The sequence below is a fragment of the Pseudomonas sp. RL_5y_Pfl2_69 genome, from assembly GCF_963970465.1.
Classification (GTDB): Bacteria; Pseudomonadota; Gammaproteobacteria; order Pseudomonadales; family Pseudomonadaceae; genus Aquipseudomonas.
The window spans coordinates 56,926-79,610 of sequence record NZ_CAXAOU010000006.1; the positions used below are offsets into that span (position 1 = coordinate 56,926).

The window sequence follows — 22,685 nt, forward strand, 5'->3', positions numbered from 1 at the left end:
TGGCTCGATCATTTCTGATCGTCGATAATGATACATTATAACAATACAAAGCATTAGAATTGTTATTAAGTAACAAAACGCCAACTCCCTCGATGGAAGCCTTTTATGAATGCCCTAACCCTTCCCGACATAGCGTCACAAAACGCTCGACAAGCTATCCCACTTGAATGGGTTGGAATGTGCGGTATTGCGCTGCCAGTCTTGATTGACGGCCAGCGACTCGCAGCAACAGCTGATGCAGGTGTAAGTCTGGATGACGGTGAAGCCCGCGGGATTCATATGTCACGACTTTATTTAGCGCTAGAAGTACTCGAGTCGCAGGACCTGAACCCTCTCGTTTTTAAAAAAGTTTTGCAGCAATTTCTAGACAGTCATGACGATTTATCGATCTGTGCCTACCTACGAATTCACACCCACGTGCTGCTAAAACGTCCCGCTTTAGTAAGCCCACTGAGTGGCTGGAAAAGCTATCCGGTGAGTATCGATGCGTCTCTGAAAAACGGAATGTTCCACGTGGAACTAAAAATTGAGGTGGATTACTCATCGACTTGCCCATGCTCCGCTGCCTTGGCCCGTCAGTTAATCCAGCAACAATTCGTCAATGACTTCGCAAACAAGCCACTGCAGCACGCCGAAGTTTTAACCTGGCTTGGTAGTTCTCAGGGCATTGTTGCAACGCCCCATAGCCAACGAAGTACCGCCTACTTGCAGACTCGCCTCAGCTCTGAAGTGCAGAAGTTTCCGATCAACCTGCTTATCGATGAAGCAGAAGGAGCATTGGGTACCGCCGTACAAACCGCAGTCAAACGAGCAGATGAACAAGCCTTCGCATTAGCCAACGGTCAAAACCTGATGTTCTGTGAGGATGCGGTACGGCGACTGAATGTCGCGTTGAAGGTTGTACCGGGAGTGAAAGGCTTCAACCTCAAAGTGGTACACGCTGAAAGTTTGCACAGCCATGACGCCGTAGCCCAGAGCTGCTGGAACTGGAGACCACTATGATCCGTAAGAATCCGTCCGGTGATCTGCCGAAGATCGCCGAGTCAGCCTACGTTGATAGAACCGCGATTATTTGCGGCAAGGTAGTGATTGGCGAGAATGTATTTGTCGGGCCATATGCCGTGATACGCGCCGATGAAGTAGACAGTGAGGGTGGCATGCTGCCGATTACTATCGGAGCCAATTCCAATATCCAAGACGGTGTGGTGATTCACTCGAAGTCCGGGGCTGCAGTCACTATTGGTGAAAACACCTCGATTGCGCACCGGTCCATCGTTCACGGACCCTGCCGTATTGGTGATCGAGTGTTTATCGGCTTCAACAGTGTGCTATTCAACTGCGAACTGGGGGACGGGTGTGTGGTGCGGCATAACTCGGTCGTCGATGGCCGCGACCTGCCGGATAAATTCTACGTCCCCTCCACAACGCGTATCGGGCCAAACACTGACCTGAGCCAGTTTGCCCCGGTCAGTGTCAGCGCATCGGAGTTTTCAGAGGATGTAGCGCGCACCAATGTTGATCTGGTACGCGGCTACAAGGCGCTGCAAAACGAGTTCTAATCAAGTGCGGGGTTTGACTGTTCCACAGTTTTGTCCCAACCAGACAGCACGGGTGTCCATGCTGCCCTTCTGCTGAATCCCGGTCGCGTTAAAGGTGCCATTAACCTGGGTGGTGAACTCACGATCACTGGCAAAAGTTGCCACACCTGCGCCCTGAGCTTTTGGACAACTAAAGCGAAACTTCCACTTATTTCCACTACGCTCAGTGATCTGCTGGTTACATCCCGACTTGGGATCAGTCAGCGGGATGTCATCTGTTTTCACTTGATCAGGGGTGAGGCAGACCCGAACACCTTTGCCTGCCATGGTCAGCCCTTGGCTTTCCAATTGGGCTTTTTGTTCCGGGGTCAGCATATTTTGCAACTGGCCTAACATTACCTGCAGTTCAGGCAATTGTTGGCCGTCTACCTGCATATTGCTGGAGCTCAGTTCCCAAAGCCCCGGCTGCAGCATTTGGGCCTGAGCCACCGGGATCGACAAACCACAGGCCATGAACAACCCAAGCAGACGAACATTCATCAAGTAACTCCTACGCTATTGTCAGCGTTAGACGTCAAAAAAGGGCGAGTGTTGCAACGCACCCAAATGGGGACATTCACTACAGAACGTGGTCTGTCAGTAATTGGCATTGAACATTGAGGAGCAAGGATACGCATGGATTATCTAGGCCCGCACATATTTGGTTATCTGATTCTATTAATCCACAGCTTAGGCTTGATTGCTGCCGTACATGCGGTATTAACCGTCAGGACGGCGCAAGGCTCGATCGCCTGGGCCATGTCATTATTCTTCATTCCTTACATCACACTGATCCCGTACCTGATCTTTGGCCGCAGCACATTTGACGATTACATTCGGGCCCGGCGCGATGCCAATCAGGAGATGCGAGAAGCCATCACTCACCTGAGCTGGCGGCCGTGGGTAGAAGAAGCCCTCGCAGCACGTAACTCAAATGCCTATGCATCACTGCGAGCGATGCCCCGGTTAGGGCGCATGCCTTGCCTGGCAAACAACACCGTACGATTGCTGATCAATGGCACCGCTACTTTCGACGCTATTTTCGACGCCATCCGTGCAGCAAAAGAAGTCGTGCTGGTCCAGTTTTTTATCGTTCACGACGATGACCTCGGCATGAAGCTGCATGCATTGCTCCTGGAAAAAGCCGCACAAGGGGTCGCAGTGCATCTGCTCTATGACAGCATCGGCAGCCATGCACTGCCCAATATTTACGCCGAGACCTTGCGCGCAGGCGGTGTTCAAACTTATGCGTTTGCCACACATGGCGGATGGATCAGTCGCTTCCAGGTGAACTTTCGTAACCACCGAAAAGTGGTAGTGGTAGACGGCGTGCGGGGCTTTGTTGGGGGGCACAACGTTGGGGATGAATACCTGGGCGCCAAACCGCCACTGTCTCCGTGGCGCGATACCCACGTCGAAGTCACCGGCCCTGTGGTGGCCTGCTTGCAGGAGTCCTTTGCTGAAGACTGGTTCTGGGCCGCACGCAAACTGCCCCCCCTGCTCCTGCCCCAGAGTTATCCGGACGGCGGCGTGCTCTGCCAGTTTCTGGCCAGCGGTCCAGCAGACCCGTATGAAACCTGCTCGTTGTTTTTTGTTGAAGCCATCCATGCCGCCAACCGCAGGGTATGGATTACGACCCCCTACTTTGTTCCCGATGAGGCGGTGTTCTCCGCTTTAAGGCTGGCCGTACTGCGCGGTGTGGATGTTCGAATCCTGATACCGTCCCGCCCGGACCACAAGATTGTGTATGCCGCGTCCAGCCTGTATGCCTTTGAAGCAGTACGCGCAGGCGTGCGAATCTTCCGTTATCAACCGGGGTTTTTGCATCAAAAAGTGGTGTTGGTCGACGACGAAATCAGCGCCATTGGCAGCGCCAATATGGACAACCGATCGTTCCGTCTCAACTTTGAAGTGATGTTGCTTACCGTCGACGAAGCGTTCGCCAGACAGGTCGAACATATGCTGCTCGATGACTTCGCCCTGGCCCGTGAAATCACCGAAGCGGATATCAAGGCAACCCACCGTTTACAGCAGTTGGGCATGCGGGTGGCCCGGCTGGTTTCGCCCGTTCTATAAAAAAGGCCGTGACGCTCTAGCGTCACGGCCTTTTCACTCCCATGTAAAAACCTGTCAGCGATAAATGTCCGCACGGGTTGGTGGCAGCTCAAGCGAACCATCCGCATGGGGCTTGGTCGCTAAAATTTGATCAATGTTGATCCATCCATGAGCAAAGGCGTAAGCACACCCCGCCAGATACAGCCGCCAAATTCGCAGGGCCTGTTCCGGCACCTGCCTGGCGGCAGCCTCAAGGTTGTGCTCCAGTCGCTGGCTCCAATGCTCCAGCGTGCGCGCGTAATGCAGACGCAAACTTTCGACATCCACCACTTCCAGTCCTGCTTCGCTGATCTCGGCAGTCATCATCGACAGATGCGGCAACTCCCCGTTGGGGAATACATAACGATCGATAAAATCACCCGCCCCCCGGCCTACCTGACGACCATCGGTGTGCTTGGAGGTAATCCCGTGATTCATCACCAACCCGCCCTCACGCACAGCCCTGGACAGGATCTCGCAATACTCACGCAGGTTGGCGTGCCCCACGTGCTCGAACATCCCGACGCTGACGATTTTATCGAACCGCCCATCTTGAGGCAGGTCACGATAGTCCAGCAGTTGCAGATCAACCTTGTCTTGCAGGCCTTCGGCGTTGACCCGCTCGCGAGCAAGTGTAAGTTGCTCTTTGCTCAGGGTGATCCCGAACACCTTGACCCCGTATTCCCTCGCGGCAAAACGCGCCAGCCCACCCCAGCCGCAACCAACATCCAATAAATATTCACCGGGTTTGAGTCGCAGCTTGCGGCACAGCAAACGGAACTTGGCTTGTTGTGCCTCATCCAGGCTCTCTTCTCCGGTTTCAAAATATCCACAGGAATAGGCCATGTCGCGGTCGAGCCACAACTGATAGAAGTCGTTGGACAGGTCATAGTGATAGGAAATGGACTCGGCATCTGTGGCCTTGTCGTGATGCACGCGAGGTGGCGTGGTGTCCTCATCATCGTCCAGCAATGCCTGACTCAACTCATCGCACACACGAATGGCTTCGCTGATCGAGCCTTCCAGTTCAAGTCGACCCTCAACAAAAGCGCTGCCCAGAAGGTCCAGACTGGGATGAGTAAACTGAGCCACCAGGGTCGGATCCTTGACCACAATCGTGACGCTGGGGCTCGGGCCAAAATTGAACTCATGCCCGTCCCACAGCCTTAGCCGTAATGGAAGTTGAAGTTTCTGTAAGGCCGGCGGAAGTTGCGCGAGCATCTGTGTTCCTCCTTCAGTTCAGATCTCAAAACTATAGGTTAGACGAATAACGAACACTGTCAGTTTCGTGGACCAGAGGTGCACACAGATCGTGCGCAACCCGCTGCGCCGCTTTAGGGTGTAATCACTCCGGGTGAGCGATCAGCTGCTTGGCCAGGGCCTCGAACGCCGGAATGGTCACCGGATCATTCGCCGAGTTGCTGGCAATCGGGTTGGAGGCATAGCGCACAATCACCATCTCGGCTTTCGGGTCGATATAGGTGCGCTGCCCATAAACACCGCGAGCCATAAAGGCACCATCGGCGTTATGCGTTACCCACCACATGTCGCGATAGCTGCTGCCTTTGAGCAGGTCATAACCGGCCTTGGCAAAGGCTGCTTTGTCGCCACCACCACGAATATCATCGATAACCGTTTTGGGCACGATTTGCTGCCCAAGGTACTGGCCATTATTACGGATCATCTCGCCAAATCGGGCCATGTCCCGCAGCCCGGTATTCAAGCCGCCGCCTGCGAACGGAGTGCCGATTGAGTCGACGGTAAAATAAGCAGCCTGTTCTGCGCCAATGCGTTGCCAGATTTTTTCGGAGAGTAACTGTGCAACGTTGCGCCCTGTCACCCGTGCAATCACCCAGCCCAGTACATCGGTGTTAACTGTTTTATAGGCGAATGCCTGGCCGTGCTCGCCTTCTGGCTCAACTGTCTGCAAATATTCCATATAGCTTTGCGGGCCGGTGTAGCCCTTGGGTTTGGGCAGCGGGTTACCGGCCTGGGCATGCTTCCAGACTTCAGCATTGGGGTCGGCATAATCCTCGCTGTATTTGAGCCCCGTGGTCATGTCCAGCACCTGACGCAAGGTGGCGTTGCCAAAAGCCGACTTGGCCAACTCCGGCACGTACTCTGCAATTTTTTTATTGGCATCCAGCGTGCCGTCAGCCACCAGCATGGCACCCATGGTGCCAACCACCGATTTGGTCATCGACATTGCGCCGTGCTGACCTTCGGGGTTCAGGACGCCAAAGTAGCGCTCATAAATTATTTTTCCGCGATGCAATACGACAATGCCGTCGGTGTAGTTCGCCGCCAGAGATTGCTCCCAGGTCATCGGTTGCTTGCTGCCCAGTGGCACAAAGGTCAACCCGTCGATATCCGTGCGCAAGGCTTGAGCCAGCGGTACCGGTGCGCCCAGGCCACGTGAAACATTGGTGGTGGGCATCAATTGGCGAAAGTTGGAAACACTCCAGCGCATGGCCGGAAACTGGAAATAACTGCCATCGGCAAACCGCACAATGCGATCAGGCGGTGGCGGCGCGCCGACCATCCAGCCCATTTTCGCCGGGTCGCTGGCGGCTGCATCCGGGTAAGTGGTTTTTTCAGTGGCACAGGCTATAGAGGCCGCCAGGCAAGACAGTAAAAAAACTGCGCCGGTACGGGCAGGTTTAAAAAATTGTTTAAACATCGAATATTCCTTTTCAGTTCAAGGCCGCACACCACCTTGCGATAGAAGTGACTGATCTGTATAGCTCATATCCCTCTTATCCACAGCCCGAAAACAACTCGACCCGCAGGGCGGGTCGAGTTGTTGCTACAGAATGTAGAGCGTTAAAACTGTTGCACCTGCTAATGACACGACATCCACGTACGGTCGGATAAAGGGGCAAAAACGGTGGTTTCCTCGAAACCTCCAGGCTATTCGGCATTACTCGCGTTATGTCTTAAAATAGCCGGTTGCCGAAGAACCGTCATGACCCTAGCCATGAAGGGCTTCCATTCTTAACAAGTAAGTGTGGTCAAGATGAACAAGCCTTTCATTTCGCTGTGCCCTGAGATTACTCGTGCACACGCGCTGACGTTGATGGATTGGTTGGAGGATGAACGCGTTACCTGCTATCTGAGCGATTCACGTCATGTCTCCCGCTCCATTGAGCAAGCCATTGATCGGACTCAATTGCCGATCCTGACCCATCTATTCAACCAGGGTGGCCGGTTCTTCATGGCCTTTGACAGGCATGACGCCCCAGTGGGTTTTGTCCGTCTAATCAAAACCGGCTCAAATTGCGAGATCGTTCTGGTCATCGGAGACAGCGATAAATGGGGCCGAAACCTTGGCGCCCGCACGATCCGCGAAGGCATGAAACTGGCCTTCCTCGACATGCGAGCCAAGAAGCTCATCGCCAAGATCCACCCGGACAACGCGCGCTCGCTGAAAGCCTTTCTGCGCAGCGGCTTTGTGCTTGAGAGCGAATCGCCGACATTGAAGTCATTTTCCATGACGGCGGGGCGCTATCTCCAGCTCTTGCGTGAAGGTGCCGTTGGCGACTCCACCAGGATCTACATCACCGAAATCGACAAGGCCAGGCTCGAGAGTCTGATCGCCCTCGAGCAAGGCCCGGTCGTTGTTGAACTCGAACATGAGCTTGAGCGTGCCATTGTCGTCAAGCCGCAACAGGTGGCGTGCAATGTCGTCACGATGAACTCCAGGGCCTTGCTGCAACTGGACGACGAAGAGATCGAAGTGGCCTTGGTCTACCCTGAAGATGCGGACAGCAACGCAGGAAAGCATTCCGTGTATTCCGACATCGGCGCCGCCATTCTGGGTTATCAGGAGGGGGATACTATCGACTGGCGAATTTCTGATCGGACCCGCCGGATTGAGATCAGGAAAGTGCTTTACCAGCCGGAGGCTGCAGGCCACTTCCACCTGTAATTGAGCCGTTTGCTCAGTGTGCGTCTTGATCCCGGACACAGTTTTAAGGTTTTCTTCGGTTTTTGCCGGAGCCAACCCATCGTTAAATTGATGAGGTCGAATCCAGTTGTAGTGAAGCATCAGGCACTGACTGATGTCTCTCTGAGCTTGTTGACCGGTCATGTAGCCAGGAGTCGGTACCCTAGCCCTCTCCCGAAGGAGAGGGAACCGATTGGGGGATGCTGTCGATTATCGGCGGCCTGTTTGCTGCGCGACAGCGCGGCGCATGGTGGCGGGGAGGCTCCTACAGACTCTCAGCCGCTTTAGAACTTCGCCCTTAATGCCAGGTTGAAGTTGCGCGGCGCGCCGTAGAAGTTCCAGTAATTGGTGTTGCCGGTGCTTTGGTAGTACTTCTTGTCAAACACGTTATCGAGGTTGTATTGGACTTCGAGGTTTTTATTGATCTCGTAGATCGCATGCAGATTGGTCAGGGCATAGCCTTGCTGCTGGATTTTGTAATCGTCGCCCGGGTAGGTGTTGGTCATTTTGCTTTGCGCAAAGAAACTGCCGCCGACGCGTGTCTGGTTCATGACGCCCGGCAAGCGGTAGTCCGTGGTCACTTTAAACAGGTGGCGTGGTGACAAAGCTGAATAGTCCTCTCCTTTCTGGCTACCGGCCACGTATTTGGACTGGGTGTAGGTGTAGCCTGCCGACAGGTTCCAGTCTTCGGTCAATGCACCGTTGAGTTCGAGATCGATCCCTCGATTACGCACCTTCTCTGAAGCGCGGTAGCAGCCGTTCGGCAACTCCGGACACAGCGTATCTGCTTGAGCGTCGCTGTAGGCTTCTGCACGTCCGATCTGGTCAGTCTGGAACACTGCCGCCGAGGTGTTCAGGCGCTTGTCGAGAAACTCTCCTTTAAGCCCCAACTCGTAGTTTGAGCCGGTCATCGGTTTGAGCACCGTGCCGTTGCTGTCGAGGTTGTTCTGCGGTTTGAAGATTTCGGTGTAGCTGGCGTAGGCCGAGATGTTGTCATTCAGCTCCTGGACCAGACCCGCGTACGGGGTGATTTCGGCGTTTTTTTCGTACTCGTTGTTAATCTTCTTGCTGACGAACGACATGCTCTCGTTCTTGAACCAACTGATACGGCTGCCCAGGATCAGTTTGGTGCTGTCGGTCAGGCTGAAACGGCCCGCCGCGTAGACCCCGGCCTGTTTCTGCGTGATGTTGTACTTCCATTGGTTGACGTTAAGCCCAGTAGGCGTCGGTGGGTTAAAGCTGCCCGGATCCGTGATGTCGAACACGTATTTGTAGGACGCATCGCGGCCACCGTGGTAGTCGAAATCATCGACCCGCACGTTGCTGCCCACGACCAGATCGTGCTGCTTTCCCATGAAACTGAAAGGCCCGGACAGGTAGGTATCTACGCTGGTCTGTGTGTCGTCGTAGCGGAAGTGCCGTGGGTTCAAGGTAAACATGTTCTCGGTGCCGTTCACACGCTGGGTGTAGTTGCCGAGAAAGTCCGATTTGGCCCAGGTCTGGTTGGCAGCGACCACCAGTTTCCAGTCATTGGCGAAGTAGTGCTGGATATCCCCAAACACCGTGGTGTTGCGTTTATCCAGATGGTTCCACTTGCCGGTCAGCGACGTCGAGCGCGACAGCGGGTAGAACTTGCCACTCTCCTGGGTCGGCAAACCGGACCAGTCGTACCCCGAGTTGCGCTCTTTCTGATAGCTGAAACCGAGCGTTGCCATGGTGTCTTTGCTGATGTCGGCTTCCAGCAGGGTATAGAACACCTGATTTTCTTTTTTCGCGGTGTCCATGTAGCTGTTGGCGTTGTTGTAGGTGATGACCGTGCGCCCGCGCACTGTTCCTTGATCGTTCAGGGGCGATGACAGATCGACCATGGTTTTGTAGTCGTCCCACGAGCCGACCGAGGTTTCGATCAGCGCCTGGGGCTCGGCCGTCGGGCGTTTGCGCACCAGGTTGATGGTGGCGGACGGGTTGCCGGCACCTTCCAGCAAACCGGTCGCGCCGCGCACGATTTCGACGCGGTCATAGATATCGGTGGTGGGCTTGGAGATCGCGTCCATCGAATAGGCGTTGCTGATGTTGGTGGGCACGCCATCAATTTGCAGGGTGTCGACCAATTGGCCGCGCGCCATGTACAGCGAGCGCTCGCCGCCGTTTTTGACGATGGTGATGCCCGGCGCGTCCTGCAACACGTCATCCAGGTTTTTCATACCTTGGTCGTCCATCTGCTGACGGGTGACCACGCTCACCGATTGCGGTGTTTCGCGCAGGCTCATCGGCAGTCGTGTCGCGGTGCTGGTGGAGCCTACGGTGTAAGCGCGGGTCTCTTCTGAGCTCACACCCCCGGTGTTGGCGTTGACCCGGGTGGCGTCCAGTTCGACCGCGCCCTGTGCTTGCGGCACGACCATCAGCACATAGCCGTCGCTGCTCGGCACGGCTTGCAGGCCGTGCCCGCGCAGCAATGCAGCAAATCCTTCGTCCACCCCGTAATCACCTGTCAGGCCGTTGCTGTTCTGGCTGGCGAGTTGGCGCGTCTCAAAAGAAATCGACACCCCGGACTCGCGTGCATAGCGGCTCAAGACCTCAGCCAAGGGCCCGGCCTGGATGTTGTAGTGATTCAGTGGCTCGGCCAATGCCGGGGCAAAGGCGGCCAGCGCCAGGCTGCCGGCACTGAGCTTGAGCGCCAGGACCAAGGCACTGGCAGGGGTGAATGGGGGGCGCATGGGCGAGGTTGAAGGCATTTTCCCGACTCTCTGATGGATTGGCTACAACAAGGACGGCCGGGAAATGAGAATTGGAAGCAACTGACAATATTTTTTATTTGAGCACTTGCTCCGGCTCCAGCGAGATGCGGGTCATCCACGGTGTGTACGTCGTTATTTTGATCGGCAGACTGCGGGCCAGCAGTCGCAGGGCGCGCGGGCTGTCGTCGGCGGGCAACACGGCGGTAACCTGGAGGCTGGCCAGCTCGGTGCGGTCGAACATCAGGTAACCGCTGTGGTAACGGTCCAGTTGATCAAGGACTTGCGACAGTGGTTGATCCTTGATGATGAGCTGGTGCCGGGCCCACGCTTGTTCAATCTCGGCACCGTCGACGGATCCCTGCGGGTAAATACCCGCCTGATCGAAACGCACTTGCTCGCCGGCATGCACTGTGCGCTGCTGTGCGGCGTTTTTGACCTCGGTGCTCGACTCGATCATGGCCAGGCGCGTGGCCCCGTCCAGGCGTTCCACCACAAATCGGGTGCCCAAGGCGCGTACGCTGCCTTGGTCGGTGATGACCCGGAACGGGCGATTGGCATCCTTGGCCACGTCCAGGAGGATTTCCCCGCTGATCAAGCGCAGCGTGCGGCTGTGGGCATCGAAGTCCAGGTCCACCGCAGAGCGCGCATCAAGGCGCAGCCACGTACCGTCTGCAAGCTTTTGCGCATGCCATTGCCCGGTGCCGGTGCGAATGTCTGCCAGCAGGTAAGCCGGCGCAAATTGCTGCAACGCCAGCGCGCCGGGCAGCAGTACCAGCGCGCCCAACGCCAGGGCTTTGAGCGCACGTTTGCCCGATGAACGATGGCTCAGGGTGGCCAGTGCGGCACGGGTCGGCGCGAGGGGTAATTCGCGCAGGGGGGCGAGGCTGCCTTGCAGGCGCTCAATCGCGTTGCGGTGTTCGGGTGCAAGGGCCAGCCACTCAGCAAAGTCGCGATGCTCTGCTGCACTGGGTTCATCGTCCAGTCGCACCAGCCATACCGCCGCCTGACGCATGATTTTAAGCGAAGGCCTGCTCATAGCGGCTCTTCGGTCGCGGCGTGGCAATGCAACAGAGCCTGTACCAGATAGTTCTGCACGGTTTTGGTCGACACGTTCAGTTGCTCGGCGATCTGTGCGTGGCTCAGGCCGTCGAGGTGGCGCAAAACAAAGGCTTGGCGCGCGCGCGGGAGCATGCTCTCAAGTGCGCGGGCAATGTGTTCCAGCGCTTGCACTGCCGCGAGTATTTGCTCGGGGGAAGGCGCGTGCTCTAAGTGCTCAACGTGTTGCGCCAAGGCTTCGCGATAGGCCTGCTCAAGCTTTTGCCGACGACTGCGATCAACCATCAAGCGCCGCGCCACGGTGGCCAGAAAAGCCCGCGGCTCGCGCGGGGTCACGTAAGCCCCCGCCGTCAGCAAGCGGATAAAAGTCTCTTGCGCCATGTCCGCCGCGTTGTGCGGGCAGCCCAGGCGTCGGCGCAGCCAGACCAGCAGCCACCCGTGATAGCCCTTGTACAAAGTGTCGAGACTGTCCGTGTCAGTGCTTGAAGAAGGCTTCATGGGTGGCGGGCTTGAATGAGAATGATTCTATACTAGTGGCATTGCTAACCTTCTGACAATGCCTGGGCGTTATGACCTAAACGCATACCCCAATGACTTTTCAAAAGCCTGGCGTAGCATCGCACCAACCATGTCGAACAGCGGGTGCCTCGCGGTCTTGAAGGCGATTATTTCGCCGTTATAGAGGTCAAGCATCGGCGAGAGATAAAGTTTCTGCCCCCCGACCCGAAACTCCGTCACGTCGGTAATCCTGGTGGATATGCACCGGCAGTTGTTCACCAACCAGACTGGAACCACCAGCTACCTGATTGGTGTCGCATCGCAGGGGCAACTCACCATCGCTTATGAAGGTGATTGCGCCTGTGGGAAGGCCGCAAGCGATGGCAAATTTGAATGGTTTACTCCTCCACACTGCAAAGCAAAATGGAAGCTGGACCGATCGCACCGCGAATTGGTGCTTGATCCTACACGCAACCTGGTGACTCCTAGCCTCAGGGCAACCCGCGCCCCGGATCCAGACTTTGTACGCCAGTAGGCACCCGCTGGACCTCGTTTTACGTCGCGCCAGGCACCGCGGTACTTTGGCTTGCCGGCAGCTTCTCATAGGGATTGCTTCGTGCAAGCAATGAGAACTGTGGCAGGCGCCTGATCAGAACAATCAGCGGCCTGCGACAGTTTTAACTCTCTAAAACCACTGCCTGTTATCGCGCTGCCACTTATTCCACAGTCACGGATTTAGCCAGGTTACGCGGCTGGTCGACGTCAGTGCCTTTAAGCACGGCCACGTAGTACGACAGCAATTGCAGCGGGATGGTGTAGAGGATCGGTGCCAGCACATCATGGATATGCGGCATGTTGATCACATGGGTGCCTTCGCCATTGGTCATGCCTGCCTGTTCATCTGCAAACACGATCAGCTCACCACCACGGGCACGAACTTCTTGAAGGTTGGATTTCAGTTTTTCCAACAATTCATTGTTCGGTGCAACGGTCACTACCGGCATGTCGTTATCCACAAGCGCCAGAGGGCCGTGCTTCAACTCGCCCGCTGGATACGCTTCAGCGTGGATGTACGAAATTTCCTTGAGCTTGAGTGCACCTTCCATTGCCACCGGGAACTGAGCGCCACGACCCAGGAACAGGGTGTGGTGTTTGTCGGCGAACAATTCAGCCACTTTTTCGACAACCGAGTCCATCGCCAGGGCTTCGCCCAAACGTGCCGGCAAACGACGCAATTCTTCAACCAGCTGAGCTTCAACGCCCGCTTCCAGGGTGCCGCGCACTTGACCTAGTGACAGCGTCAATAGCAACAGGCCCACCAGCTGGGTGGTAAAGGCTTTCGTGGAAGCCACGCCAATTTCACGACCTGCTTGGGTCAGCAGCGTCAGATCAGACTCACGCACCAGCGAGCTGATACCTACGTTGCAAATCGCCAGGCTGCCAAGGAAGCCCAGTTCTTTTGCATTACGCAGAGCGGCCAGGGTGTCTGCGGTTTCGCCCGACTGAGAGATCGAAACAAACAAGGTATCTGGCTGCACCACGACTTTGCGGTAGCGGAATTCGCTCGCCACTTCGACTTGGCAAGGAATACCGGCCAGGCTTTCAAGCCAGTAACGAGCCACCATCCCGGCGTGGTAGCTGGTGCCACAGGCTACGATCTGAACATTGCGTACTTTGGCGAACAATTCCTTGGCCTGTGGACCGAAGGCTTGTACCAGCACATGGTCCTGACCCAAGCGGTTTTCCAGGGTGCGCTGCACCACTGCTGGCTGCTCGTGGATTTCCTTGAGCATGTAGTGGCGATATTCACCCTTGTCAGCCGCTTCAGCACCATCGCTGTACTGCACGGTTTCACGCTGAACGCTGTGGCCATCTATATCCCAGATCTGAACGCTGTCACGATGGATTTCAGCGATATCGCCTTCTTCCAGGTACATGAAGCGGTCAGTTACCTGACGCAATGCCAATTGGTCGGAAGCCAGGAAGTTTTCACCCAGACCCAGGCCGATCACCAGCGGGCTACCGCTACGGGCAGCAACCAGACGATCCGGTTGTTTGGCGCTGATCACGGCCAGGCCGTACGCACCGTGCAACTCTTTAACAGTGGCTTTGAGGGCCGCAGTCAGGTCGCTGTGATCTTGGAGTTTGTGCTCAAGCAGGTGGGCAATGACTTCAGTATCAGTGTCCGAAGTAAAAACGTAACCCAGGCCTTTAAGTTGCTCGCGCAAGGCTTCATGGTTTTCGATGATGCCGTTATGAACCACAGCCAGATCGGAACCGGAGAAATGCGGGTGAGCGTTACGCTCGCAAGGCGCGCCGTGAGTTGCCCAACGGGTGTGAGCGATGCCCAGACGCCCTGCCAGTGGTTCACCGGCCAGCGCTTGCTCAAGCTCAGCAACTTTACCGTTGCGACGCATGCGTTCCAGGGTGCCGTTGTTGGTAAAAACAGCAACACCAGCACTGTCGTAGCCACGGTATTCAAGTCGTTTCAGGCCTTCAAGCAAAATGGCCGTGATGTTGCGTTCAGCGACTGCGCCTACAATTCCGCACATAAAATTCTCCTAGCTTAGGGCCGCGCATAACAGTGTTATGCCCCGGGCCTGAATCTGTTCGCGTGCCTCCAGCGGCAGGCGATCATCGGTAATAAGGGTGTGGACGCTGCTCCAGGGCAGTTCCAGGTTGGGTATCTTGCGACCAATCTTGTCCGACTCGACCATTACGATGACTTCTCGCGCGACGTCAGCCATGACCCGGCTCAGACCCAACAACTCGTTAAAAGTTGTCGTGCCGCGCTGCAGGTCTATGCCGTCAGCACCGATGAATAGTTGATCGAAGTCGTAGGATCGCAACACCTGTTCGGCAACCTGCCCTTGAAAGGATTCAGAGTGCGGATCCCAGGTGCCCCCGGTCATCAGCAACACAGGCTCGTGTTCAAGTTCACTGAGTGCATTGGCGACGTGCAGGGAGTTGGTCATCACCACCAGGCCCGGCTGCAGGCCCAATTGTGGAATCATCGCAGCCGTGGTGCTGCCGCTGTCGATGATGATGCGCGCATGCTCTTTAATCAGGCCAACCGCCGCGCGGGCAATGGCTTGCTTATAAAGTGAAACCGGTTGGGGAACATCACTGACCAGTTCTTGCGGCATGGTGATAGCACCACCGTAACGACGTAGCAGCAGACCGTTACTTTCGAGTGCAGCCAAATCCTTGCGGATCGTAACCTCGGAGGTTTCGAAGCGCTTGGCCAGCTCATCCACACTGACTTCGCCTTGCTCTGCAAGCATGGCCAGGATGTTGTGTCTGCGTTGTGGTGTATTGCGTTTGGACATAACGGCTTAAGTTTCGTTTCGAAAGATAACGAAAGCAATGAAACCTTATCTCGAAATCCCCGTCAAGAAAATGTTGCAGGTTTTTTCTGTGAATAACTCAATGTCGCCCTGTATTAATGGGACCTATCGTTATTCAAAGCGGATAAAAATAAAGCCTTATCCACAGATTGTAGATAAGGCTTTAGGTAACTTATTGATTTTAAACAGTTATAGGATGACTTGTTGATAACCCCAGATCGCCAAGCTGATCTGTGGATAAGTCCACATCAAGCCTTTGGCTGCTTAACCGGACGCTTCCAGCCATCAATATTTCGCTGGCGCGCACGACCGACTGCCAGTTGCTCAGGGGCAACATCCTGGTTGATGGTTGAGCCCGCTGCGGTGGTTGCACCGTTGGAGATATCCACAGGCGCTACCAGAGAGTTGTTCGAACCGATAAACACATCGGCCCCCAACACGGTTTTCCACTTGTTGGCGCCATCGTAGTTACAGGTGATCGTGCCCGCGCCAATGTTGGTGCGTGGCCCGACCTCGGCATCCCCCAGGTAAGTCAGATGGCCGCACTTGGCATCTTCACCCAGGTGGGCATTTTTCAATTCGACAAAGTTACCCACATGGGCACGGGCATCCAGCACGCTACCCGGGCGCAAACGAGCGAATGGGCCGGCATCGCTGTTTTCACCCATCACGGCGCCGTCGATATGGCTATTGGCTTTAACTACCACGCCTTTGCGCAAGGTGCTGTCTTTGATCACGCAGTTGGGGCCAATCACCACGTCATCTTCGATGACCACACGGCCTTCCAGAATCACGTTGATATCGATCAGCACGTCACGGCCCACCGTCACTTCACCGCGCACATCGAAACGGGCCGGGTCACGCAAGGTCACACCCAATGCCATCAAGCGTCGGGCTTCGCGTAGCTGGTAATGACGCTCCAGCTCACTGAGTTGCTTGCGATCATTGGCGCCCTGCACTTCCATCGGGTCGTGTGCATGTTCAGTAGCCACTACCAGACCATCATTCACTGCCATCGCAATCACGTCGGTCAGGTAATACTCGCCCTGGACGTTATTGTTCGAAAGGCGGCTCATCCAGTCACCCAGGTGCTGGGTCGGCAACGCCAAAATCCCGGTGTTGCCTTCACTGATGGCACGTTCGGCTTCGGTCGCATCCTTATGCTCAACGATGGCACTGACGTTGCCGTTGGCGTCACGCACGATCCGGCCATAACCGGTCGGGTCGGCCAGGTTCACAGTCAGCAGACCCAATTGCTCAGGGCCGACTTGCTTGAGCAAACGCTGCAAGGTCTCAACTTCGATCAGCGGCACATCCCCATAAAGGATCAGCACATTTTGAGCCGTCAAAAATGGCAATGCCTGGGCCACGGCATGGCCAGTCCCCAATTGCTTGTCTTGCAGCACAAAGTTCAGATCATCAGCTGCCAAACGCTCGCGGACCAGTTCGGCACCGTGCCCGATAACGACGTGGATGCCGGTCGGCTTGAGCTGGCGAGCGCTGTGGATAACATGGCCGAGCATGGAGTTGCCTGCCACGGGATGCAGAACCTTTGGCAAGGATGAACGCATGCGGGTGCCCTGACCTGCAGCGAGAATAACGATATCGAGAGACATGACTGGCTACCAATCCTGGGTGGTCAGCGGTTGCGACCAAAAAGTATTTCGCGGAAAAAGAAAAAGGGTAGCCGAGGCTACCCTTTTTAATCAATCACACAATGAAGCAGGAGGCTTAGCCGCCAAACTTTTTGCGGATTTGCTGAACGGTGCGCAGCTGAGCTGCAGCCTCGGCCAGTCGTGCAGCAGCAGATCCGTAATCGAATTCTGCGCCTCTTTCGTTCAGGGCCTTCTCGGCAGCCTTGACGGCTTCCTGAGCGGAGGCTTCATCCAGGTCGGCAGCACGTTGCACGGTGTCGGCAAGAACCTTGACCATGTTCGGCTGAACCTCGAGGTAACCACCGGAGATGTAAAACACCTCGGCTTCACCACCCAATTTGATCAGGCGGATCGGACCTGGCTTGAGTTCAGTGATCAGCGGAGCATGACCCAGAGCGATACCAAGATCACCCAGGCTGCCGTGCGCAATCACCATCTCGACCTGACCGGAAAAGATTTCTCCTTCCGCACTGACGATATCGCAATGGACTGTCATCATATTAGCCATCTGATTGCCTCAACCTGATTAGCGCCCGTTGCCGGGCGCCGGAATTACAGTTTCTTGGCTTTCTCGATCGCTTCTTCGATGCCGCCGACCATGTAGAACGCTTGTTCTGGCAGGTGGTCGTAGTCACCGTTGAGGATGCCTTTGAAGCCAGCAATGGTGTCTTTCAGGGAAACGTATTTACCCGAAGCGCCAGTGAAGACCTCTGCCACGAAGAACGGCTGAGACAAGAAACGCTGGATCTTACGAGCGCGGGATACCAACTGCTTGTCGGTTTCCGACAGCTCGTCCATACCCAGGATCGCAATGATGTCCTTCAGTTCTTTGTAACGCTGCAACACGTACTGAACGCCGCGAGCGGTGTCGTAGTGTTCCTGGCCGATAACGTTCGGATCCAGCTGGCGCGAAGTCGAATCCAGTGGATCTACTGCTGGGTAGATACCCAGGGAAGCGATGTCACGGGACAGAACGACGGTAGCGTCCAAGTGGGCAAACGTGGTCGCAGGCGACGGGTCAGTCAAGTCATCCGCAGGTACGTATACCGCTTGGATCGAAGTGATCGAACCGTTCTTGGTCGAAGTGATGCGCTCTTGCAGAGTACCCATCTCTTCAGCCAGAGTCGGCTGGTAACCTACTGCCGAAGGCATACGGCCCAGCAGTGCGGATACTTCAGTACCGGCCAAGGTGTAACGGTAGATGTTGTCAACGAACAACAGTACGTCGTTACCTTCGTCACGGAACTTCTCGGCCATGGTCAGGCCAGTCAGTGCTACGCGCAGACGGTTACCCGGCGGCTCGTTCATCTGACCGTAAACCAGTGCCACTTTGTCCAGTACGCTGGAATCCTTCATCTCGTGGTAGAAGTCGTTACCCTCACGGGTACGCTCGCCCACACCAGCAAACACAGAGTAACCGCTGTGTTCCATGGCGATGTTACGGATCAGTTCCATCATGTTTACGGTTTTGCCTACACCGGCACCACCGAACAGACCAACCTTACCGCCTTTAGCAAACGGGCAGATCAGGTCGATAACCTTGATGCCTGTTTCCAGAAGGTCGTTGCCGCCAGCTTGCTCAGCGAAGGACGGTGCTGGGCGGTGAATGCCCCAACGCTCTTCGGTGTCAATCGGGCCAGCTTCGTCGATCGGGTTGCCCAGAACGTCCATGATCCGGCCCAGAGTCGCTTTACCGACTGGAACGGAAATGGCTGCGCCAGAGTCGGTGACTTCCAGACCGCGCTTCAAGCCCTCGGTGGAACCCATCGCAATGGTACGAACCACGCCGTCGCCCAGCTGTTGCTGAACTTCCAGAGTGGTTCCGGCCGCGCTTTGTACTTTCAGCGCGTTGTAGATGCTCGGTACGTTTTCGCGTGGAAATTCCACGTCGATCACGGCGCCGATGATTTGAACGATACGTCCGCTACTCATAGCTGGATCCTCTGAATATTTGAACCGTTAAACCGCGGCAGCGCCGCCGACGATTTCCGAGATCTCTTGGGTGATCGCAGCCTGACGCGCCTTGTTGTAGATCAGCTGCAAATCGCTGATCAAGTCACCGGCGTTATCAGTGGCGTTCTTCATTGCGATCATCCGCGCAGCTTGTTCAGCTGCACTGTTCTCGACCACCGCCTGGTACACCTGCGACTCCACGTAACGCACCATCAAGCCGTCTAGCAGCTCTTTGGCATCCGGTTCGTAGAGATAGTCCCAGTGGTGCTTGAGTTTTTGATCCGGGGTCGCCACCAGTGGAATCAACTGCTCCACAGTAGGCTGTTGCGTCATGGTGTTGACGAACTTGTTGGATACCACGGACAGGCGGTCAATACGGCCTTCCAGGTAAGCATCCAGCATCACCTTAACGCTGCCGATCAAGTCATTGATCGACGGTTCTTCACCCAGATGGCTGATAGCAGCGACGACGTTACCGCCGAAGTTACGGAAAAATGCCGCACCTTTGCTGCCGACCACGCACAGATCAATCTCGACGCCGTTTTCACGGTTTACCGCCATGTCCTTGACCAAAGCCTTGAACAGGTTGGTATTCAAACCACCGCACAAACCACGGTCACTGCTCACAACCACATAACCCACACGCTTAACTTCGCGGTCGATCATGAATGGGTGGCGGTATTCCGGGTTGGCGTTAGCCAAATGCCCAATAACCTGGCGGATACGCTCCGCATAAGGACGGCTAGCAGCCATGCGCATTTGTGCCTTGCGCATTTTGCTGACCGCCACTTTTTCCATGGCGCTGGTAATCTTTTGCGTGCTTTTGATGCTCGCAATCTTACTGCGAATCTCTTTTGCGCCTGCCATGTAACACCTATCAGGTTAGCAAGCGGGAGCCTTGCGGCTCCCGCTGCGGCTTACCAGGTTTGGGTGGCCTTGAACTTCTCGATACCGGCTTTGATGCCAGAATCGATTTCGTCATTGAAGTCACCTTTAACGTTGATCTTCGCCATTAGTTCGGCGTGATCGCGGTTGAAGTAAGCAATCAGCGCTTGTTCAAAGCTACCGACCTTGGTGATTTCGACGTCAGTCAGGAACCCACGCTCAGCGGCATACAGCGACAGCGCCATGTCAGCGATCGACATTGGTGCGTATTGCTTCTGCTTCATCAGCTCGGTAACGCGCTGACCATGCTCAAGTTGCTTACGGGTCGCTTCGTCCAGGTCAGATGCGAACTGGGCAAATGCTGCCAGTTCACGGTACTGAGCCAGAGCGGTACGGATACCACCGGACAGCTTCTTGATGATCTTGGTCTGAGCGGCACCACCCACACGGGATACCGAAACACCGGCGTTCACTGCAGGACGGATCCCGGAGTTGAACATGGCCGATTCCAGGAAGATCTGACCGTCAGTGATGGAAATCACGTTGGTCGGAACGAACGCGGAAACGTCGCCAGCCTGGGTTTCGATGATCGGCAGTGCGGTCAGGGAACCGGTTTTGCCGGTCACTGCGCCGTTGGTGAACTTCTCTACGTACTCTTCGGATACGCGGGATGCGCGCTCCAGAAGACGGGAGTGGAGATAGAACACGTCGCCTGGGTAAGCTTCACGGCCTGGTGGACGGCGCAGCAGCAGGGAAATCTGGCGGTAAGCCACTGCTTGCTTGGACAGATCGTCATAAACGATCAGTGCGTCTTCACCGCGGTCGCGGAAGTATTCGCCCATGGTGCAACCGGAGTACGGTGCCAGGAACTGCAGCGCTGCGGATTCGGAAGCACTGGCAGCAACGACGATGGTGTTAGCCAACGCGCCGTTTTCTTCCAGCTTGCGAACCACGTTGGCGATAGTCGATTGCTTCTGACCGATCGCTACGTATACACAGAAAATGCCGCTGTTCTTCTGGTTGATGATCGCGTCGATCGCCAGAGCGGTTTTACCGATCTGACGGTCACCGATGATCAGCTCACGCTGGCCACGGCCGACAGGGATCATGGCATCGACAGCCTTGTAGCCAGTCTGTACAGGCTGGTCTACCGACTTACGCCAGATCACGCCTGGAGCAACTTTCTCGACTGCATCAGTCTCGGTGTTGCCCAGTGGACCTTTGCCATCAACTGGGTTACCCAGTGCGTCGACAACGCGACCCAGCAGTTCCTTACCAACCGGAACTTCCAGGATGCGGCCAGTGCACTTGGCGCTCATGCCTTCAGCCAGAGTCGTGTATGCGCCCAATACTACGGCACCTACAGAGTCTTGCTCCAGGTTGAGAGCCATACCGAAGACACTGCCCGGAAACTCGATCATCTCGCCGTACATTACGTCGGCCAGACCGTGAATCCGCACAATACCGTCAGATACGCTGACGACAGTGCCTTCGTTACGGGCTTGGGAGGTCACATCGAGTTTTTCGATGCGGCCCTTGATAATTTCACTTATTTCGGAAGGATTGAGTTGCTGCATTGCTCTGCTGCCCCTTCAAACTCAAGATTTCAATGCTTCGGCAAGGCTTGCGAGTTTTCCGCGAACCGAGCCATCGATAACCAGGTCGCCGGCGCGGATGATGACACCACCTATAAGGCTGGCATCCTCCGCAACTTGCAGGCGCACTTCCCGGTTGAGTCGTGCACTGAGAACCTTGGCGAGTTTGTCTTGCTGTTCTTGGTCCAATGTAAAAGCGCTGGTCACTTCTACGTCTACCGACTTCTCTTGTTCAGCCTTGTACAGGTCAAACAGAGCGGCGATCTCCGGCAATAGCGGGAGACGGTCGTTTTCGGCAACGACGTTGATGAAGTTCTGTGCTTCTACAGTGAACTTGTCGCCGCACACGTCAATAAACGTGGCGGCCTTTTCTGCGCTCGTCAGTCGCGGGGCCTTGAGCACGCGCTGCATAGTGTCGTCTTGCGACACTGCTGCAGCCAGGCCGAGCATGGCTGACCAAGAGGCCAGTTGCTGGTGGGCCTGGGCGTGCTCGAAGGCTGCCTTAGCGTAAGGTCGGGCCAACGTGGTCAATTCTGCCATGATCGCCCTCGCTTAAATTTCAGCAGCCAGTTTAGTAACCAGCTCCGCGTGCGCGTTTTGATCGATTGTGGCACCCAGGATCTTCTCTGCGCCTTCAACAGCCAAGCTACCCAATTGGGCACGCAGGGCGTCTTTAACGCTGTTCAGTTCCTGTTCGATCTCGGCCTGAGCCTGAGCCTTCACACGGTCAGCTTCAACGCGAGCCTGTTCACGGGCTTCGTCTACGATCTGAGTACCGCGTTTCTTGGCTTGCTCAATGATTTCAGCTGCTTGAGCCTTAGCTTCGCGCAGTTGTTGACCCGCTTTATCTTGGGCCAACTCCAGGTCGCGAGCTGCTCGGTTAGCAGCGTCCAGTCCAGCCGCAATCTTCTTCTGACGTTCTTGCAATGCCGCGATGACCGGAGGCCACACGAACTTCATGCAAAACAGTACAAAAATGAAGAACGCAACGGACTGGCCAATCAGGGTTGCATTAATGTTCACGCCAACACCTCGCTCGTTCGTTGTCCATCACTCTAATCAACTCGAAAATTCGAGTGATTAGCCAGCGAGTTGACCAACGAAGGGGTTCGCGAAGGTGAAGAACAGTGCGATACCAACACCGATCATGGTTACGGCGTCGAGCAGACCGGCAACGATGAACATTTTAACTTGCAGCATTGGAACCATTTCTGGTTGACGCGCTGCGCCTTCCAGGAACTTGCCACCCAACAGGCCGAAACCAATTGCGGTACCCAGTGCGCCCAGGCCGATCAACAGTGCAACAGCGATAGCGGTTAGACCAACTACAGTTTCCATCTT

The 22,685-nt window shown here is 55.6% G+C and carries 20 protein-coding genes and 2 pseudogenes; 4 read left to right on the forward strand and 18 right to left on the reverse strand.

Annotated elements, in window-relative coordinates; translation table 11 throughout:
- The first annotated feature begins 105 nt into the window (after positions 1–105).
- Both folE2 and AACY07_RS12055 read left to right on the forward strand, forming a co-directional pair.
- Positions 106–1,002, forward strand: a complete 897-nt coding sequence (folE2, locus tag AACY07_RS12050) for a GTP cyclohydrolase FolE2 (protein WP_339474981.1) — start codon at positions 106–108, stop codon at positions 1,000–1,002.
- On the forward strand, positions 999–1,559 hold the full coding sequence (locus AACY07_RS12055; RefSeq protein WP_326397162.1) for a gamma carbonic anhydrase family protein: 561 nt from the start codon (positions 999–1,001) through the stop codon (positions 1,557–1,559). The genes folE2 and AACY07_RS12055 overlap by 4 nt, the downstream gene beginning before the upstream one ends.
- Here AACY07_RS12055 and AACY07_RS12060 read toward each other — a convergent pair whose 3' ends face one another.
- The gene (locus AACY07_RS12060; protein ID WP_133074929.1) at positions 1,560–2,078 is read right to left on the reverse strand and encodes a DUF3617 domain-containing protein; all 519 of its coding nucleotides are present in this window, start codon (positions 2,076–2,078) and stop codon (positions 1,560–1,562) included.
- Positions 2,079–2,213: 135 nt separating this feature from the next.
- On the opposite strand from AACY07_RS12060, the gene cls reads away from it, so the two are divergent.
- Entirely contained in the window at positions 2,214–3,653 is a 1,440-nt protein-coding gene (gene cls, locus AACY07_RS12065) for a cardiolipin synthase (RefSeq protein WP_339474982.1), read from the forward strand.
- Between the two features lie 54 nt (positions 3,654–3,707).
- Here the strand turns inward: cls and cfaB are convergent, their stop codons facing one another.
- The gene (gene cfaB, locus AACY07_RS12070) at positions 3,708–4,892 is read right to left on the reverse strand and encodes a C17 cyclopropane fatty acid synthase CfaB (protein WP_339474983.1); all 1,185 of its coding nucleotides are present in this window, start codon (positions 4,890–4,892) and stop codon (positions 3,708–3,710) included.
- A 124-nt stretch (positions 4,893–5,016) separates the two neighbouring features.
- On the reverse strand, positions 5,017–6,351 hold the full coding sequence (locus tag AACY07_RS12075; RefSeq protein ID WP_326398946.1) for a serine hydrolase domain-containing protein: 1,335 nt from the start codon (positions 6,349–6,351) through the stop codon (positions 5,017–5,019).
- Between the two features lie 336 nt (positions 6,352–6,687).
- Here AACY07_RS12075 and AACY07_RS12080 point away from each other — a divergent pair, with 336 nt between their 5' ends.
- Entirely contained in the window at positions 6,688–7,599 is a 912-nt protein-coding gene (locus AACY07_RS12080; protein ID WP_339474984.1) for a bifunctional GNAT family N-acetyltransferase/nucleoside diphosphate kinase regulator, read from the forward strand.
- Positions 7,600–7,626: 27 nt separating this feature from the next.
- Here the strand turns inward: AACY07_RS12080 and AACY07_RS12085 are convergent.
- The 15 genes and pseudogenes from AACY07_RS12085 to atpE all read right to left on the reverse strand — a co-directional run.
- A pseudogene (locus tag AACY07_RS12085) lies at positions 7,627–7,779 on the reverse strand (IS3 family transposase); the annotation flags it as partial.
- 122 nt (positions 7,780–7,901) lie between these two features.
- Positions 7,902–10,334, reverse strand: coding sequence for a TonB-dependent siderophore receptor (locus AACY07_RS12090; RefSeq protein ID WP_339474986.1), 2,433 nt, complete (start codon positions 10,332–10,334; stop codon positions 7,902–7,904).
- Between the two features lie 94 nt (positions 10,335–10,428).
- Entirely contained in the window at positions 10,429–11,391 is a 963-nt protein-coding gene (locus AACY07_RS12095; RefSeq protein WP_339474988.1) for a FecR family protein, read from the reverse strand.
- Complete coding sequence (locus AACY07_RS12100) at positions 11,388–11,909, reverse strand: sigma-70 family RNA polymerase sigma factor (RefSeq protein ID WP_326398938.1); 522 nt, start codon at positions 11,907–11,909, stop codon at positions 11,388–11,390. The genes AACY07_RS12095 and AACY07_RS12100 overlap by 4 nt, the downstream gene beginning before the upstream one ends.
- Positions 11,910–12,005: 96 nt before the next feature.
- Positions 12,006–12,158 (reverse strand): annotated as a pseudogene (locus tag AACY07_RS12105) (DDE-type integrase/transposase/recombinase); the annotation flags it as partial.
- A gap of 467 nt (positions 12,159–12,625) precedes the next feature.
- Positions 12,626–14,461 (reverse strand): glutamine--fructose-6-phosphate transaminase (isomerizing), encoded by a 1,836-nt coding sequence (gene glmS, locus AACY07_RS12110; RefSeq protein ID WP_339474989.1) that lies wholly within the window; start codon positions 14,459–14,461, stop codon positions 12,626–12,628.
- Between the two features lie 9 nt (positions 14,462–14,470).
- Positions 14,471–15,238: a DeoR/GlpR family DNA-binding transcription regulator gene (locus AACY07_RS12115; protein WP_019828670.1), complete on the reverse strand. Its 768-nt coding sequence runs from the start codon at positions 15,236–15,238 to the stop codon at positions 14,471–14,473.
- Between the two features lie 266 nt (positions 15,239–15,504).
- Complete coding sequence (gene glmU, locus AACY07_RS12120; RefSeq protein WP_326398933.1) at positions 15,505–16,872, reverse strand: bifunctional UDP-N-acetylglucosamine diphosphorylase/glucosamine-1-phosphate N-acetyltransferase GlmU; 1,368 nt, start codon at positions 16,870–16,872, stop codon at positions 15,505–15,507.
- Positions 16,873–16,987: 115 nt separating this feature from the next.
- Positions 16,988–17,407, reverse strand: coding sequence for a F0F1 ATP synthase subunit epsilon (locus tag AACY07_RS12125; protein WP_133075339.1), 420 nt, complete (start codon positions 17,405–17,407; stop codon positions 16,988–16,990).
- A gap of 56 nt (positions 17,408–17,463) precedes the next feature.
- Positions 17,464–18,843 (reverse strand): F0F1 ATP synthase subunit beta, encoded by a 1,380-nt coding sequence (atpD, locus tag AACY07_RS12130; protein WP_016782877.1) that lies wholly within the window; start codon positions 18,841–18,843, stop codon positions 17,464–17,466.
- Positions 18,844–18,870: 27 nt separating this feature from the next.
- Positions 18,871–19,731: a F0F1 ATP synthase subunit gamma gene (gene atpG / locus AACY07_RS12135; RefSeq protein WP_133074937.1), complete on the reverse strand. Its 861-nt coding sequence runs from the start codon at positions 19,729–19,731 to the stop codon at positions 18,871–18,873.
- 50 nt (positions 19,732–19,781) lie between these two features.
- Positions 19,782–21,326 carry a F0F1 ATP synthase subunit alpha gene (gene atpA / locus AACY07_RS12140; RefSeq protein WP_019828665.1) on the reverse strand — a complete coding sequence of 515 codons (1,545 nt, stop codon included), beginning with the start codon at positions 21,324–21,326 and terminating at the stop codon, positions 19,782–19,784.
- Positions 21,327–21,347: 21 nt separating this feature from the next.
- Positions 21,348–21,884: a F0F1 ATP synthase subunit delta gene (locus tag AACY07_RS12145; RefSeq protein WP_046809499.1), complete on the reverse strand. Its 537-nt coding sequence runs from the start codon at positions 21,882–21,884 to the stop codon at positions 21,348–21,350.
- A gap of 12 nt (positions 21,885–21,896) precedes the next feature.
- The gene (locus tag AACY07_RS12150) at positions 21,897–22,367 is read right to left on the reverse strand and encodes a F0F1 ATP synthase subunit B (RefSeq protein ID WP_016782874.1); all 471 of its coding nucleotides are present in this window, start codon (positions 22,365–22,367) and stop codon (positions 21,897–21,899) included.
- 57 nt (positions 22,368–22,424) lie between these two features.
- Positions 22,425–22,682 carry a F0F1 ATP synthase subunit C gene (gene atpE / locus AACY07_RS12155; protein ID WP_002555987.1) on the reverse strand — a complete coding sequence of 86 codons (258 nt, stop codon included), beginning with the start codon at positions 22,680–22,682 and terminating at the stop codon, positions 22,425–22,427.
- Positions 22,683–22,685 lie beyond the last annotated feature (3 nt).